Here is a 15506-nt window from a genome sequence, read left to right on the forward strand (position 1 = left end):
CTCTCCATTTGAACAAAGGCGAACGAAGCCGCCGCGCGCATCGACTGAAGGGCGCGACGGAAAAAATCGGTTAGCGCGTAACGAGATGCGAAGCGCCAGGGCGGGAAGCCGCCGCTGTGCGGCCAAAACGATCGATGGCAAACGCATCGAGCGAAAGCGAGGGTTTGCCGTCCAGCATCAGTTCGGACACGAGTTGACCGCAACCCGGCCCAAGCTGAAAGCCGCTGCCGCAGTAGCCGAACGAGTAATACAGATTTGCCGCCTGGCGGCTCGCGGAAATGACCGGCAGTTCATCTTCGGTAAAAGCTTCGACACCGGCCCACGCGCGGTTCACGCCGAGATCGCGCAGGTGAGGAAACAGGTCGGTCACGGTTCGCGCGCTACGCACGAGGCGGGCAAAATCGACTTCGCCATGACGATTCGCCAGATCGGCAATGCCGATCAGTTTGCCGCCGATCACCACCGTGCCGTTGTCGAACTGCTTGAAGGACAACGGCCGGCCTGTTGCGCCGAGCGTCGCGCGGCAGAAGGGCGCCACACGTTGCGTGACCATCAGCATCAAACCTTCGGGATGCACCGGCACGCTCTCGCCGACCTGCTTCGCCAATTCGCCGGACCATGCGCCCGCGGTGACGAGCAACTGGTTCGCGCTGAACGTGCTGTGCGGTGTGACGGCGAACCATCTTGTGCCGCGCTGCTCGATGCGCCGCACCGGCGTGCCTTCCAGAAAACGTGCGCCGAGCCGCTGCGCGGCGAGCCGGAATGCCGTGGTGGTTCGATAAGGCAGTGCGTAACCGTCGCGCTCGACCCAGATGCCTCCCGTGACATGCCGCGCGAGCGCCGGTTCGAGTTCGAGCACGGTGTCGCGATCGATCACTTTCTCGTGCGTGAATCCATGCGATTCGAGCAGCGCCACGCGCTGGCGGCACGCGTCGAGTTCGTCATCCGTTTCGGCGATCTTCAACTGGCCGGATGCCACGAAGCCGCCGTTCTCGCCGAGCAGATCGCTCATGCCGTGCCAGATTTCCCGCGACATCAGCGCGAGCGGAATCTCGGGCAACGGGCGGCCCAGCGTGCGCACGCCGCCCGCGTTCACGCCCGACGCATGACGCGCCACATAGTCGGCTTCGAGCACGATTACCTTCGCACCGCGCCGCGCCAGATGGAACGCGCTGCTCGTGCCGTGCAGGCCGCCACCGACAACGAGCACATCGGCTTCCTGGATGTCGGTCGTGTCACTCACCGGCGAGTTCTCCAAGCGTGAGCGGCTTGATCGGTGAACGGATGCGGTAGTAGCCGACTTCGGCGGGCGAGACGCGGCGCGCATCGGCGATCACTTCGGTCACCGTGAGACCGCACATGCGTCCCTGACACGGACCCATGCCGCAGCGTCCGAACGACTTCGCCTGATTCGGTCCGACGCAGCCGAGTTCGACGAACTTGCGCAACTCGCCCGCGGTGACTTCCTCGCACCGGCAGACGATGGTCTCGTCGCGCGGAATGCGGTTGATGTCGCGCGGACGATACAGGCTGTCGAGAAACGGCCGGATGCGCATGACGCCGGCGAGCGCGCGGCGATGTGCGACGGCTTCGGCATCGCGTACCTCGGCCGTAAGCGCGCCGAGCTGCGCGGCCGCCGCGAGACCCGCGAGCGCGCCCTGCAAAGCCGCCGCCTGCGCGCCGCCGATGCCCGCGCCATCGCCCGCGACGAAGATGCCGGGCACGTCCAGTTCACCCCACGCATCCACTTTCGGGGTGAAACAGAGTTGTGCGTCGTCCCAGCGGTGCGTGGCGCGCAGCGCCTGCGTGAATTGCGTGTTCGGCACGACGCCCTGATGCAGCAGGATCACATCGGCTTCGATACGATGCGCGGTGCCTTGCGTCGTGAAGTGCAGCGCGGCGGCACGCTCGACATGATCCGTACCGATGCGCGCTTCCACAAGCAGATTGTCGGCGGCCTCGAAGATCGGCACGTTCGCTTCGCGCAGCGTGCGAATCAATTGCAAGCCTTTGCTCAGGAACGGCCACGCGCGCAGCGCCGCCAACGCATGACGCTTCGCGCGCCAGCGGTCTTCATGGCGCGTGGTGTCGACCAGCGCGCGGATCGGCACGCCGGCGCGCACGTATTGCCAGCCGAGCAGATACAGCAGCGGCCCGCAGCCCGCGAGCACCGGCGGCGCGGCGGGTACTTCGCCCGCGCTCTTCAACAGGATCTGCGCCGCGCCCGCTGTCAGCACGCCGGGCAGCGTCCAGCCGGGAATCGGAAAGGGCCGCTCCAGCGCGCCGCTGGCGAGAATCACGCGTTGCGCGTCGAAGCTGCCGATCTTGCCGTCCCGCAGATAATTGACGCCGCGCTCGCGCGTGACTTGCCATACCGTCGCACGGGTCAAGTGCCGCGCGCCGGAAGCGGCGAACGCTTCGGCGATGGCGGCGCCCGCCGCGTAGTCCGGCCCGAGAATCTCCTTGCGGCGCGCGTCGGCGCGGCCGATGGCGCGATAGATCTGGCCGCCCACGGCGTCCTGTTCGTCGATCAGCACCGTTGAGAGGCCGGCGCGCGCCGCGCGCGTCGCCGCGCTCATGCCGGCGGGACCGGCGCCGATCACGACGACGTCGACGGCTTCGGAAGCGAAATCAGCGCTCATGGGCATTCTCCAGCGGTGCGTCGGCCGGGGCAGTCGCGCCCAACGGCGGCAGATCGCGCGCGCCTTCCTGCGAGCGGATGCGCATGCCGGCTTTGACTTCGACCATGCAGGCCTGACGGCTCGGCATGCCGTCGATCTCGACAAGGCAGTCGAAGCACGCGCCCATCATGCAGAAGGGCGCGCGCGCTGCGCCGGAGACGGGCGTCGCGCGAAAGCGCGATACGCCCGCCGCAAGCAAGGCTGCCGCGACCGAGCAACCGCCCGGCACGGACAGCGGCCGGCCGTTGAACCAGATGGCGACGTGCGTGGCGGCCGAGCCTTGCGCGCCCGACAGCGGCTTGAATAGCGTGTGAGTCGATTGGGTAGTCATGTCGGATTCAATGAGCGGGAGTCAGTTCACCGGCGTGCTCGAAGCGGCGCGCGGAAAAATGGGGCAATTCGTCGGGCATCGGCGCGCCCATGATCCACGGCGCGACGCGCAGCGCATGCGCGGCCGCCAGCGTCACGCCGCTATGGCAGGTCACGACGAACGCGCCGGGGTGCGCCGCGGAGTGGTCGTAGATCGGAAAGCCGTCGGGGCTATAGACGCGCAACGCGGCCCACATGCGCACGAGGCGTACGTGCTGCAACATCGGGAACGCGCGCACGCCACGCCGGGCGATGTCGGCCAGCACGTGCGTGGTCGTGAAATCGTTGAAGCCGACTTCTTCCATGGAATCGCCGAACTGCACACTGCCCTCATCGGTCTGGCGCACGTTGAGCGTCGGATAGTCGAGAAAGCGCGCGACGCGTTCGCTCACCAGCACTTGCCCGCGATTGGGCGCGACCGGTGCGTCGAGTCCGACGAACGGCGCGAGCGCGCGATTGCCGAGTCCCGCGGCGAGCACCACGCGCGACGCGCGATACGTCCCGCGTCTGCCGTGCACGACGAAGCCCTGTGCTTGCGGCTCGATGCGCTCGGCGCGTTCGCCCGACACGAGCCGAACGCCCCGCGCCTGCATGGCGGTATGCAGGCCGCGCAGCAGCTTGAGCGGATTGACGTGACCGTCCATCGGCGAATAGCTCGCGCCGATCACCGCCGGGCCGATGTGCGGAATACGCGCGCGGACTTCGGCGGCATCGAGCATCTGATACGGGTAATCGCCCAGTTCGGCTTGCAGCGTCGAGAGGCGCTTGTCGCGTTCGGCGAGTTCGTTGTCGTTGAAGCAGAAGTGAAAGCCGCCCGGCTGGCGCAACGCCACGTCCACGCCGGTTTCGTCCAGCAGCGCCTGTGCGAGTCCCGGCCAGCGCGTGGCCGAACTGCGCGACCAGCGTGCATAAGGCGACAGGCCATAGCCCTTGCCCTGAATCCAGACGAGGCCGAAATTGCCGCGCGACGCACGCAGGCCGCCGTCGTCCTCGTCGAGCACGGTGACGCGCGCGCCTTCGCGGGCAAGCCCGTAGGCCACGGCCGAACCGACGAGGCCGCCGCCGAGCACCAGCACGTCGGGGCTGGCGGTGCTAGTCAATGTCATCGGGTTTCTCCGATCAGAATGCGATCCAGTCCGACCATGCGGTCGAGCAGGATCATCAGAAGGACCGTGCCGACGATCAGCACCGCCGACACCGAAGCGACCAGCGGATCGATCGTCTGCGCGATCTGGTTGTACATGGCGACGGGCAGCGTGGTCGTGCCGGGCGTTGCGACGAAGATGGTCATGGTCAGTTCGTCGAAACTCTGGATGAACGAGAGCACCCAGCCGCCCGCCACGCCGGTGCGGATCATCGGCAGGACCACGCGGCGAAACGCGGTGAAGCGACTCGCGCCGCAGGAGAGCGCGGCGCGCTCGGCATCGCGGTCGAGCCCGACGGCCGACGACAGCGCGAGGCGCAACGCATACGGCAGCACGATGATCACGTGCGCGCAGACCAGCGACCAGAACGATCCCGACAGGTGCAGCAGCGACAGAAAGCGCAGGAACGCGATGCCGAGCACGACAGCGGGAATCATCATCGGCGAGAGGAAGAAGCTGGTGAGCGCGGCGCGGCCTGGGAAACGATAGCGCGCGATCGCCAGCGCGGCGGGCACCGCGAGCAGCACGCCGATGCTCGCCGCCGCGAACGCGAGCCGCACCGACAGCCAGAACGCCGCGACGATGTCGCGGTTCTCGATGATCGCGCGGAACCAGCGCAGCGACGCGCCATCGAAAGGCATCGAGATAAAGCCTTTGTCCGTGAAGGCCACCAGCATCACCACCACGAGCGGCGCGAGGATGAAGGTCAGAAAGAATGCGTTGTAGACGAGCCCGAGAATGCCGTTCTGTTTCATGATCGCTCTCCCTCGCTCAATCGAAGATGTGCTGGAAGCGGCGCTCGGCGAGGCGGCTGCAGCCCATCACGATCGCCACGTTGGCGATCAGCAGCAGCACGGCGATGCTCGCGCCGAGCGGCCAGTTGAGCGTGCCGAGGAACTCGTCGTAAGCGGCGGTGGCGACCACCTTGAGGCGCCGGCCGCCGATCAGCGCCGGCGTGGCGAACGCCGATGCCGACAAGGCGAACACGATGATCGAGCCCGACAGCACGCCGGGCATGATCTGCGGCAGCACCACGCGGCGAAACACCGCGAACGGCGAGCCGCCGAGCGAGCGACCGGCCCATTCCACTTGCGGGTCGAGTTTCTGCATGGTCGCCCACACCGACATCACCATGAAGGGCACCAGCACATGCGTGAGCGCGATGATCATGCCGGTCATGGTGAAGACGAGGCGGATGGGTTCGTCGGTCACATGCAGCGCCTGGAGCAGGTTGTTCAGCACGCCGTTGTTGCCGAGCAGGATCTGCCAGCCGAGCGTGCGCACCACCACGGAGATAAGCAGCGGACCGAGCACGACCAGCAGACACAGCGACTGCCACGGCCGCTTCATGCGCGCGAGCACGATGGTCTCCGGCACGCCGAGCACGATGGACAGCAGCGTGACGGCGAAGGCGAGGCCGGCGGTGCGCAGAAAGATCGTGCCGTAGTACGGATCGCTAACCACTTCCCAATAGTTCGCGAACGTATAGGCGGCGGTGACGCCGGCCGTATCGCTGAACACGCGGAACGACAGCATCAGCGTGAGCAGCAGCGGCACTAACAACAAGCCGACGAACAGCAGCAGCGCGGGCCCCGACAGCAGCCACGGCGCGGCGCCGGGACGGGCGTCGTCAAGCGTGGCCATGAGTGCTCTCCGGAGTGTCTTGCGTGAGCACGCGCAGATCGTCGTCGGTCCATGCGAGGCCGACTTCGTGGCCTTCCTCGGGCGGCGGCGCGCCGTGGTTCGGCTGCGCGACGCGCAGCTTGCCGAGTTCGGTGTCCACCTCGAGCAGCCATTGATTGCCGACGAACACGCGCGTCGCGATGCGGCCGCGCAGGCGCGCCTCGCCATTGGCCAGATGAACCTTTTCCGGGCGGATATAAACGTTCACCGTGCCGTCGACATGACGGCCTTCATGCGGCACATGCAGTGTCGTGCCGGCGACGGCGACTTCCGCGCAGCGCGGATTGCGACGCAGCACTTCGCCCGAAAGCGCGTTGGTGCGGCCGAGGAACGTCGAGGCAAACGGCGTGGCGGGGCGCTCGTACGCGTCATACGGCGTGCTGAGTTGCGCAATCGCGCCGCGATGCATCACCGCGATGCGGTCGCTCATGGTCATCGCTTCGACCTGATCGTGCGTGACGAGTATCGTCGTGATGCCGAGGCGCTTCTGGATCGCGCGCAGTTCGATGTGCATCTCTTCGCGCAGCTTGGCGTCGAGGTTGGACATCGGTTCGTCGAGCAGCAGCAGTTCCGGCTGCATGGCGATGGCGCGCGCAATCGCCACACGCTGACGCTGGCCACCCGACAGTTCCTTCGGATAGCGGTGGCCGAGGCCTTTCAGGCGCACGAGGGAAAGCGCTTCGGCGACGCGCTCGTCGCGTTCCTTGCGTTTGACCTTGCGCATCTCGAGCCCGAAGCCGACGTTGCCCGCCACCGTCATGTGCGGAAACAGCGCATAGCTCTGGAACACCACGCCGATGCCGCGCTTCTCGGGACGTTCGCTGGTGATGTCGCGGCCATCGAGCAGAATGCGGCCGGTGGTCGGCGTGACGAAGCCCGCGACCATTTGCAGCGTGGTGGTCTTGCCGCAGCCCGAGGGTCCGAGCAGCGACAGCAATTCGCCGCGTTCGACCGCGAGATCGAGTTGATCGACCGCCGTAAAATCGCCGTAGCGTTTCGTGATGCCTTGCAGAGTCAGGAAGGCCATGCGCCTCGCTCCTTCATCAGATCGCGCGTCGCGCGAGGAACCCGCTGGTGCCGCGCCTGGTGCCGCGCTTGGGTCCGCGTTTGGTGCCGCATTTCAGCGTTCGACCGAACGGTTCCAGCGCTCGGTCCATTCGGTCCGGTGCTGGTTGATCGTGGTCCAGTCCATCGCGGTCAGCTTCGAGATCTGCTCGGGACCGTAAGGCACGCGCGCGGCGATCTCAGGCGTGAGCTTCACGGTCTTGTTGACCGGACCCAGACCGATGCCTTGGGCCTGCAAGGCCTGCACTTCCGGGCTCAACAGGTATTGCACGAACTGTTGCGACAACTGCGGCTGCGCGTTCTCCGCAATCGCGCACGCCGCCACCTGCAAGGCGACCGCGCCTTCCTTCGGGTAAATGAACTTGAGCGGGAAGCCGGTGTTCTGCAAGGCGACCGCGCGGCCGCTGCCGTACGGCGCGAGGATCACGTCGCCGGACTGCATCTGGCCGTCCATCTCGCCGGGCGTCGGCGCCCAGGACAGCACGTTCGGCGCGACCTGTTTGGTCATCGCGGCGAAGCCAGGGTCGATGTTCTTTTCGCCACCGCCGGAAAGACGCGCGAGCATCACGAGCGTATGCAGGCCGTAGGTATTGGTGATCGGCGGCACGCCGAGCTTGCCCTTGATGCGGCTGTCGGTGAGCGCCTTCCACGAGTCGGGCGGCGGCAGGCCGGCCTTCTTGAAGGCCTCCTCGTTATAGCCTATGCCGGTCGCCACCATGCCGACGCCGATCGCGCTCGGTCCGATCTTCGCGAGCGGGTAGACGTCCTTCATCACGGGCGCGTCGTCGAGCTTCGCGCACAGGTTGAGCTGCATCGCCTGGTACATGGGGCCGTCGTCCATCACCGCGACGTTGATCTGCTGATGACCTTTCTGCGCCTGCAGCTTGGCAAGCGTATCGCTCGAATTGCCGGCGACGTAGACGATCTTGACGTTATGCGCCTTCTCGAACGGCGGGATGATCTTCTGCCGGTAGAGCTGCTCGTTCGAGCCGCCGACGTTGGCGACATAGAGCGTGGTGTCGGCCTGCGCGAGGAGCGGAGCGGCGAGGGCGGAAGCGGCGAGAAGCGCCGCGAAGGCGGGGTGGGACGAGGCGGACAGGCGGCGATGCAACGCTCTTTTCATGACGACGATCTCCAGTTCCGGTGTGGGGACGCGGGCTTCGCTGCCCGTCGTTGGAATGCAGTGTCGCGCCGGCTAGCCATGCCGTCCAATACGAATAAAATACCTATCCATGCATGGATGATATGGATTGAAGGGTGTTGTCTAAGGGAGAATACGGATGAATCTCAAGCACATCGAGGCGTTTCGCGCCGTGATGGTGTCGGGGTCAATGACCGCCGCGGCAAAGGCGCTCTTCACGTCGCAGCCGAACGTGAGCCGTCTGATCGCGCAACTCGAGCGCGATACGGGGCTGCAACTCTTTCAGCGCAGCGGCGTGCGGCTCATTCCCACGAGCGAGGGCGAAGCGTTTTTTCGCGAAGTGGAGCGCGCGTTTGTCGGCTTGCAGGGCCTCGCGAATGCCGCGGCGCAGATTCGCAATCTCGGCAGCGGCCGTCTGCGCATCGCGGCAATGCCTTCAGCGGGCATGACGCTGGTGCCGCACGCCATCAAGCGTTTTGTCGCGCGGTTTCCGGACGTCACCGTGTCGCTGCACGTGAATACGTCCGGCACGGTCAATCATTGGACGGCCTCGCAGTTCTGCGATCTGGGTGTGGCGGTGTATGTCAGCGAGGCATCCGATTGCGAGGTCGAACAGCTATCGGACGTGGCTGCCGTTTGCGTGATGCCGGCGGCGCATCGGCTGGCGGCGAAGCGCAGTATCAAGCCGGAGGATCTGGAAGGCGAGCCCTTCATTTCGCTGTGTCACGGCGACGGCACGCGCACCTTGATGGACGAAGTGTTCCAGCGCGCGGGCGTGCAGCGCGTCATGTCGATCGAGGCGCAATACGCGGCGATGTGCTGCGAGATGGTCCGCCACGGCATGGGCGTGACGCTTGCGCATCCCATCGTCGCGCGCGACTTCGCCGGGCCGGAAATCGTCATTCGCCCATTCCTGCCGGCCACGCGCTTTCAGACCTATCTGCTGTTTCCTCCGCACAGGCCGCGGGAGCGGCTGGCGTCGGCGTTTGTCGAGGTCTTGCGGGAACTGCATGAGGAACTGCTCGCCGAGGTCGTGGCGCCGGCGCGGAGTCGGGCAGGACGCGGGCGCGCGGGGTCGCGGGCCGACGCGGGAGGGGACAGGCTTTGAAGATGCCCGGTGCGCCTTGTCTCGCCTGGCGGTATATCCTGCTGGTACTCTTTCCGATCCTCTGACCGTTTTCTGAAACCGGGTAATCGCGATACATGACCGAGCAACCGCCCACCATCGAAATTGAAAGCGCGCCGAATCCCACGTTCGCCGTGATCCTGATGCACGGTCTCGGCGCCGATGCCAACGACTTCGTGCCGCTCGTGCCCGAACTGCGTCTTGGCAACGCGCCTGCCGTGCGCTTCGTGTTTCCCAACGCGCCGGAGATTGCCGTCACCGCGAATAACGGCTACGTAATGCGCGCGTGGTATGACATCCGCTCGTTTCAGAACATCAATGAGCAGATTGACGAAGCGGGTATCGAATCGTCTTGCGCAACCGTGCGGCAATTGATCGACGCGCAGAACCGCCGCGGCATTCCAACTTCGAACATCTTTCTCGCGGGTTTTTCGCAAGGCGGGGCGATGACCTATTCGGCGGGGCTGACGCATCCTGAGACGCTTGCCGGTTTGATCGTGTTGTCGGGTTATGTGCCGTCGACGGGCTTTATCGACAGCCGTTTTAGCGCGGCGAACCGTGGTACGCCTATCTTTGCCGCGCATGGCATGTACGACGACGTGTTGCCGATCCAGTTAGGAGAGGCCGCGCGCGACTTTGCGATCGCGCGAGGCTGCAAGGTGGACTGGAGCGCGTATCCGATGCCGCATTCGGTATGCGCGGAAGAGATATCGGCGCTGCGCGCCTGGCTCCGCGCGCTGCTCGCGTCTTCCTGAAACAGCCCGGCCGCGCTCAGGCGTCCGGCGTTTGCGCAGGCGCTTGCGTGCCGGGCAGGTCCGCTTGCGCGGCGCCTTCGAGAAACCGGCGGGTCGACTCGAACGCCTGGAGCATCGGCTCGGGCCACGGCGTTTGCAGCATGACCGCCTGATGATTTTCGAACGCCGACGACAACAGCTTCGCCAGCTCAGGCGAACGCAGATGGCGCAGCAGCACGCTGACCGCAATCGCCGTGGCCTGGCTCGCGCCGGCCGTCTGAAGTTCCGAAGCGGTGAGGGCCGCGACCTGTTTGTTGATGTCCACTGCAACTTCCTTGGATGAAATGTGGGAGAGGATGGCCCGACGGCCGGTGGCGAATTTTGACATGGTTGGCTGCTTGCCGTGAGCGCACGCCGATACGCGGCTGTGTGCGGTCGGAAAAATCATCAAGCATTTTTGCATAGGCGCCATTCACTTTATTGTTGGCTCAAAAGCGCGATTTGCATGGTATTCTGCGCGCCGATTTTCGCCGTATCGTTTGCGTAATACTCGGGGATTAATCGGTGCATCATTAAATAAATCTCGCTACGGAACACAATAAAAAAGAGGGCTGCGATGAGCGTGATATTGACTGTGCTCGGCGCGGTGGTCGGCATGCTGGCTGCCTTGTCGAACGATTTCTCGATTAGACTCGGCGCGTTGCTGGGTGCGGTGGCTGGTTTTGCGTTTTCGCGTCTGCTGCAAAAGAAGTCCGCGGATGCCGCGACGCCGTCCGCGGCGAAACCGGCCGCCACTGACAGTCGGAGTCCTCCGGGCGAACTGGCGGTTCGCGTCGAGCGGCTCGAGCGGGAGATCGTCGCGTTGCGCGGCGAGATTCGTCAGTTGCGAGCGGGCGGCGTCGAGGGCGCTACGGATGCTGATGCGCAGGTCGCCGACACGGCGGCGTTTGGGCGGTCGCCGTCGGATGCCGCGTCAAGTCCTTATGCGATCCCGCCTGCCAATGAGCGGACGATAAGTCCGCCGCCCGAGGTGCGGGCGATGCCGCTCGCCGCCGCGCGCTTATCGACTGGCGCCGAAGCGATGGCTCCGGCCGCTCAGCGTGCGGTGAACGCGGACGGCGCAGCAGACGTACCAATTGCCCTCGGCGTACCCGGCGCCGCTGCAGTCGCCCCGGCCGCACAACCCGCTTCCGCGACAGCGTCCGCGTCGCAGCCTCCCGTTCCACCTTCACCACCCGCGCCTCCTCGCGGCCCTGGTCTCGCCGAGCGTATCTTCAAAGCGGGCCGCGACTGGCTTCTAGGTGGCAACACGGTCGTGCGGGTCGGCATCATCGTGCTGTTTTTCGGCTTCGCCTTCCTGCTCAAATACGCCGCCGATAACAGCCTGCTGCCGATCGAATTCCGCCTTGCCGGTGTGGCGCTCGCCGCGACCGCCTTGATCGTGCTCGGCTGGCGCATCGGCGAGCGCCGCGGCGCGTATGGGCTGGTGCTGCAAGGCGGCGGCGTCGGCGCGCTGTATCTGACCGTCTTCGCGGCCACGCGGCTTTATCACTTGCTGCCGGCGGCCGCGGCCTTTCCGCTGATGGTCGCGATCTGCGCGCTCAGTGCATTCCTGGCGGTCCGGCAGAACGCTTCGTCGCTGGCCTTCATGGGCAGCGCGGGCGGTTTTCTCGCGCCGATATTGCTGTCGACGGGCGGCGGCAGTCACGTCATGCTGTTCAGCTACTACGCGCTGCTCAATGCCGGCATCTTCGCGATCGCCTGGTTCAAGGCGTGGCGCCCGCTGAATCTGCTCGGCTTCGTGTTCACGTTTTCGATCGGCGCCGCGTGGGGCGCGATAGCTTACCGCCCCGAGTTGCTCGCCAGCACCGAGCCGTTCCTGATCCTGTTTTTCCTGATGTACGTCGGCATCGCGCTGCTCTACGCGGTACGGCGCGAAATCGCCCTCAAGCATTACGTCGACGGCACGCTCGTGTTCGGCACGCCGCTGGTGGCGATCGGCCTGCAAGCCGCGTTGATGAAGAACACCGGGTTCGGACTGGCATGGAGCGCGGTGGCGCTGGCCGCGTTCTACCTCGCGATCGCGGGCTGGCTGTCGCGGCGCCGGGAACGCCTCGGCATGATGTTCGAGGCCATGCTCGCACTGGCGGTGATCTTTGCCACGCTCGCCGTGCCGCTCGCGTTCACCGGACCGACGACGAGCGCGACCTGGGCCATCGAAGGGGCCGCGATCAGCTGGCTCGCCGTGCGTCAGCGGCGCCTGAGCGCTTTCGGTTTCGGCCTGCTGCTGCAACTGGCCGCGGCGGGCGCCTACGCGGTCGGCACGATCGCGCAGACTCACGACGCGAGCGCCTTGCCGGCCCTGAACGGTGCCTACATCGCGTCCGTGCTGATCGCGCTCGCGGGCATTTTCACGGGATGGCGTTTGCACGGCCGCAGCGAAGCAGGCGAGTGGCACGTGTGGATGCCGCGGATCGGCCTCGTCGCCAGCGTGTGGGGTTTGTCGTGGTGGACCTTCGGCGGCCTGTACGAAATCCATGCGTACGTGAGCGCTCGTCCCGGCGTAGAACACGGCCGTTTCGAGACGGCCGGCGTCGCGCTCTTCGCCGTGCTGACAGCTTGGTTGGCTCACGGCGCGCGCCGCGCGCTGCGCTGGCCGCTCGCCGAATTGCCGGCGCTGGCGTTCGTGCCGGTTCTCGCGCTCCTCACCGTCGAGCTTTTCACGTTAGGTATGGCGCCGGTGAGCGGCTACGGCTGGCTGGTTGGCGCGCTCGCCGCACTCTCGGCGTACGGATTGCTGTGGCGCCAGCAGCGCGACGTCAGCGATATCGTGCTCGCGCCGCTGCATACGCTGATGTTCTGGACGGCCGGCGCGCTTGCCGCGCTCGAAGGCTATTGGGCTTTGCGGACTTACGTGCCCGAAGGCGCATGGAGCTGGAGCGCGTGGGCGTATGGCTTCGGTGTGCCGCTGCTGTTGCTGGCGGGCGCCGGGCACCGTCTGCGCTGGCCGGTCGCGCGCTTCATGCGGGCGTATCAGGTGTGGGCCGCCGCGCCGCTCGCCGTGCTGCTGTGGGCGTGGAGTATCGCAAGTGTGTCGAGCGACGGCAGCGCCGCGCCGCTCGTGTGGCTGCCGATCCTCAATCCTCTCGATGTCGCCCAGATTCTCGCGTTCGTCGCCGGCGCTGTGTGGCTGCGCAGACTGCGTGCGTTGGGTGTGCAATGGCATCCGCGAGCGTTCGATTATCTGGTGCTCGCCACGCTGTTCCTGTGGCTCAATGCGCTGCTGTTGCGCACGCTGCATCATCGTTTTCACACGGCGTACGATGTCGGTGCGGTGCTCGCCTCGTTCAGTCTGCAGCAGGTGTTTCTGGTCGGCTGGAGCGCGTTTGCTTTTGCCGGGTTGTGGCTCGCGCGGCGCGACAGTATCGTGCGGCTGTGCGCGATCGCGTCGACGCCGCTCGTGCTGGTGATGTGGATATGGACGTTCTTCGCGAACCTGACGCAGGACGGCGGCGCATGGGCGCGTCTGCCGTTGCTCAATCCGCTCGACCTGGTGCAGGCGGTGGTGTTCGCGCTGGCGGCGTTCTGGCTCATGCGAATTCATCGGTTGGGCGTGCCGATCGGCGAATATCGCATGCCGTTGCAAGTAGCGGCCGGTGCGACCGGATTCGTCTGGCTGAACGCGATGCTGCTGCGTACGCTGCATCATTGGACCGGCGTGCCGTACGAGTTCGAGACCATGTCACACTCGATGCTCGTACAGGCTTCAATATCGGTATTCTGGACGGTGTGCGCGCTTGCCATGATGATCTGGGCGACGCGCCGGGCGAGCCGGATGTTCTGGTTCATCGGCGGCGCGCTGCTGGCGGCGACCGTGGTCAAGCTGTTCCTGTTCGATCTGTCTCACGTGACCGGGATCGAGCGGATCGTTTCGTTTATCGGCATCGGTTTGATGTTGTTGCTGATCGGCTACTTCTCACCGTTACCGCCCAAGGCTCTGGTCGTGGAATCCAAGCAATGAAGCGTGCCTTTACATTCACCGGCTGGTGTTTTGCGATCGCGGCGATGTGGGCGTCCGCGCCCGCCATCGCCGCCGACGACTTCGCGCAGCATTTCGCGCTGCAACTCGAAGAAGGCGCCGCGTACTACAGCGTGACGCTGCCGGCCGCCGTCTACGCGGCGAGCCAGCGTCACGATCTCGGCGACGTGCGTGTCTTCAACGGCACGGGCGAACCCGTGCCGTATTCGCTCGATGCGCCGCGCGAGCCGCCGCGCACGCCGCCCACGCTGCGTCCGGTGCGCTGGTTTCCGTTGCCGCCCGCTGCCGCCAGCAGTTCCGCCGCACCGCTCGGCGTGACGATCGCCGCCGACGGTTCGCTGCGCGCGACCTCGGCGCCGCCGTCCCGCGCGCAACACGACACGGACCTGATCGACCTCGGACGCGCGTCACATGCAAGCCGGGTGACCGCGTTGCTCGTGCATCTGCGCGACGACAATTACCAGGGACGCGTCACGGTCGAATCGAGCGACGATTTGCGTCATTGGCAACCCGCCGGCGATGCGCAACTGCTGAAGGTCAGCTACAACGGCAGCACGCTGAGTCAGGACCGGATCGAACTGGACGGCAATCGCGCGCGCTACCTGCGTTTGCGCTGGCTCGACGGCACGCCGTATGTCGAGTCGCTGGACATGGAGATTCAGCCGCTTGCCGCCGACGCCGCGCAACGCGCGGAGCGGGCATGGCGCGAAGGCATCGTCGCCCACGCGGGACCGAAACCCGGCGAATATTTTTTCAGTACCGGCGGCCCGTATCCCGTCGACCGGTTGCGCCTGAACCTGCCTCAGCCGAATACTGTCGCGCCTGCGCTCGTCTATTCGCGCACGGGCCTCGATACGCCATGGCGCGAAGTGGCAGGCGCGACATTGTTCCGCTTGCACAACGGCGAGGTGGAGCAAAGCAATCCTTCGCTCGAATTGACGCCCGACACGGATCGTCAGTGGCGTGTAGTGGTCGACCCGCGCAACGGCGGACTCGGCAGCGGCACACTGACGGTCGCCGCGGGCTGGCGCCCGGCGGTCCTGACGTTCGTCGCGCGTGGGACCGCGCCCTTCACCCTGGCGGTGGGTAGCGCGACGACGGTGTCGTCGGCGGCGAGCCGGGACGATCTGCTGATGGGCGCCTCAACCGTCCCCGCGACGGCGCACCTGGGTGAGGCGCTCTCACCCGAGCAGGCCGCGAGGGCGCAGTCCGCGAGGGATCCGGATGCGATGCGCCGCTATTTGCTATGGGCGGCATTGCTGCTGGCCGTGGGTGCGCTTGCAGCGATCGCGTGGCGACTCGCGCGTGGTGCTCGTGTGCCGGCGGGCGGTGCGCCGGGTGTTGGGCCCGGCGCGTCTGCGGGATCTGGCGTTGCGGGTGCGGCGGCGACGGGCGCTGCGGGTGCGGCGGTGGAATCCGGCCGCGCGGGCGCGGCGGCTAGTGTGTCCAACCCGGCGCCCAACCCGGCGCCCACCGCGGGCGACGCCGACGAGCAGGGCGAAGGCAAGCGCTGAATTCAGCGC

General features: G+C 66.2%; 13 protein-coding genes. 4 read left to right on the forward strand and 9 right to left on the reverse strand.

All coding sequences use genetic code 11. From position 1 onward, the window contains the following. Positions 1-70: 70 nt before the first annotated feature. The 8 genes from B0G81_RS34310 to B0G81_RS34345 all read right to left on the reverse strand — a co-directional run bounded on the left by B0G81_RS34310 (position 71) and on the right by B0G81_RS34345 (position 8066). Positions 71-1243 carry an FAD-binding oxidoreductase gene (locus B0G81_RS34310; RefSeq protein WP_134141642.1) on the reverse strand — a complete coding sequence of 391 codons (1173 nt, stop codon included), beginning with the start codon at positions 1241-1243 and terminating at the stop codon, positions 71-73. Then, a complete protein-coding gene (locus B0G81_RS34315; RefSeq protein WP_134141644.1) occupies positions 1236-2642 on the reverse strand; it encodes an FAD/NAD(P)-binding oxidoreductase in 1407 nt (468 codons plus the stop codon). The genes B0G81_RS34310 and B0G81_RS34315 overlap by 8 nt, the downstream gene beginning before the upstream one ends. Further along, positions 2632-3012, reverse strand: a complete 381-nt coding sequence (locus B0G81_RS34320; protein WP_134141646.1) for a (2Fe-2S)-binding protein — start codon at positions 3010-3012, stop codon at positions 2632-2634. Before B0G81_RS34320 ends, B0G81_RS34315 begins: the two co-directional genes overlap by 11 nt. Before the next feature lie 7 nt (positions 3013-3019). After that, on the reverse strand, positions 3020-4156 hold the full coding sequence (locus tag B0G81_RS34325) for an FAD-dependent oxidoreductase (protein WP_134141648.1): 1137 nt from the start codon (positions 4154-4156) through the stop codon (positions 3020-3022). Beyond that, positions 4153-4950: an ABC transporter permease gene (locus B0G81_RS34330; RefSeq protein WP_134141650.1), complete on the reverse strand. Its 798-nt coding sequence runs from the start codon at positions 4948-4950 to the stop codon at positions 4153-4155. The genes B0G81_RS34325 and B0G81_RS34330 overlap by 4 nt, the downstream gene beginning before the upstream one ends. A gap of 16 nt (positions 4951-4966) precedes the next feature. Further along, complete coding sequence (locus B0G81_RS34335) at positions 4967-5839, reverse strand: ABC transporter permease (RefSeq protein WP_121307882.1); 873 nt, start codon at positions 5837-5839, stop codon at positions 4967-4969. Beyond that, positions 5826-6905 (reverse strand): ABC transporter ATP-binding protein, encoded by a 1080-nt coding sequence (locus B0G81_RS34340; RefSeq protein ID WP_134141652.1) that lies wholly within the window; start codon positions 6903-6905, stop codon positions 5826-5828. The genes B0G81_RS34335 and B0G81_RS34340 overlap by 14 nt, the downstream gene beginning before the upstream one ends. Positions 6906-6998: 93 nt before the next feature. Further along, positions 6999-8066, reverse strand: coding sequence for an ABC transporter substrate-binding protein (locus tag B0G81_RS34345; protein ID WP_134141654.1), 1068 nt, complete (start codon positions 8064-8066; stop codon positions 6999-7001). Between the two features lie 157 nt (positions 8067-8223). Here B0G81_RS34345 and B0G81_RS34350 point away from each other — a divergent pair, with 157 nt between their 5' ends. Continuing rightward, entirely contained in the window at positions 8224-9192 is a 969-nt protein-coding gene (locus tag B0G81_RS34350; protein WP_134141656.1) for a LysR substrate-binding domain-containing protein, read from the forward strand. Between the two features lie 95 nt (positions 9193-9287). Then, positions 9288-9965: an alpha/beta hydrolase gene (locus tag B0G81_RS34355; RefSeq protein WP_134141661.1), complete on the forward strand. Its 678-nt coding sequence runs from the start codon at positions 9288-9290 to the stop codon at positions 9963-9965. Between the two features lie 16 nt (positions 9966-9981). Here the strand turns inward: B0G81_RS34355 and B0G81_RS34360 are convergent, their stop codons facing one another. Beyond that, positions 9982-10269, reverse strand: coding sequence for a hypothetical protein (locus B0G81_RS34360; protein WP_106283485.1), 288 nt, complete (start codon positions 10267-10269; stop codon positions 9982-9984). A gap of 291 nt (positions 10270-10560) precedes the next feature. Here B0G81_RS34360 and B0G81_RS34365 point away from each other — a divergent pair, with 291 nt between their 5' ends. Further along, positions 10561-13965: a DUF2339 domain-containing protein gene (locus B0G81_RS34365; RefSeq protein ID WP_134141666.1), complete on the forward strand. Its 3405-nt coding sequence runs from the start codon at positions 10561-10563 to the stop codon at positions 13963-13965. Continuing rightward, positions 13962-15497: a DUF3999 domain-containing protein gene (locus B0G81_RS34370; RefSeq protein WP_134141670.1), complete on the forward strand. Its 1536-nt coding sequence runs from the start codon at positions 13962-13964 to the stop codon at positions 15495-15497. Before B0G81_RS34365 ends, B0G81_RS34370 begins: the two co-directional genes overlap by 4 nt. Positions 15498-15506: the final 9 nt, after the last annotated feature.

Origin of the sequence: Paraburkholderia sp. BL6665CI2N2 (genome assembly GCF_004366535.1) — a bacterium.
GTDB lineage: Bacteria > Pseudomonadota > Gammaproteobacteria > Burkholderiales > Burkholderiaceae > Paraburkholderia.

Coding starts and splice junctions, on each gene's coding strand:
- B0G81_RS34325 (WP_134141648.1), bottom strand. CDS start 4,156: ATGACATTGACTAGCACCGCCAGCCCCGACGTGCTGGTGCTCGGCGGC.
- B0G81_RS34330 (WP_134141650.1), bottom strand. CDS start 4,950: ATGAAACAGAACGGCATTCTCGGGCTCGTCTACAACGCATTCTTTCTG.
- B0G81_RS34340 (WP_134141652.1), bottom strand. CDS start 6,905: ATGGCCTTCCTGACTCTGCAAGGCATCACGAAACGCTACGGCGATTTT.
- B0G81_RS34345 (WP_134141654.1), bottom strand. CDS start 8,066: ATGAAAAGAGCGTTGCATCGCCGCCTGTCCGCCTCGTCCCACCCCGCC.
- B0G81_RS34315 (WP_134141644.1), bottom strand. CDS start 2,642: ATGAGCGCTGATTTCGCTTCCGAAGCCGTCGACGTCGTCGTGATCGGC.
- B0G81_RS34320 (WP_134141646.1), bottom strand. CDS start 3,012: ATGACTACCCAATCGACTCACACGCTATTCAAGCCGCTGTCGGGCGCG.
- B0G81_RS34370 (WP_134141670.1), top strand. CDS start 13,962: ATGAAGCGTGCCTTTACATTCACCGGCTGGTGTTTTGCGATCGCGGCG.
- B0G81_RS34355 (WP_134141661.1), top strand. CDS start 9,288: ATGACCGAGCAACCGCCCACCATCGAAATTGAAAGCGCGCCGAATCCC.
- B0G81_RS34365 (WP_134141666.1), top strand. CDS start 10,561: ATGAGCGTGATATTGACTGTGCTCGGCGCGGTGGTCGGCATGCTGGCT.
- B0G81_RS34335 (WP_121307882.1), bottom strand. CDS start 5,839: ATGGCCACGCTTGACGACGCCCGTCCCGGCGCCGCGCCGTGGCTGCTG.
- B0G81_RS34350 (WP_134141656.1), top strand. CDS start 8,224: ATGAATCTCAAGCACATCGAGGCGTTTCGCGCCGTGATGGTGTCGGGG.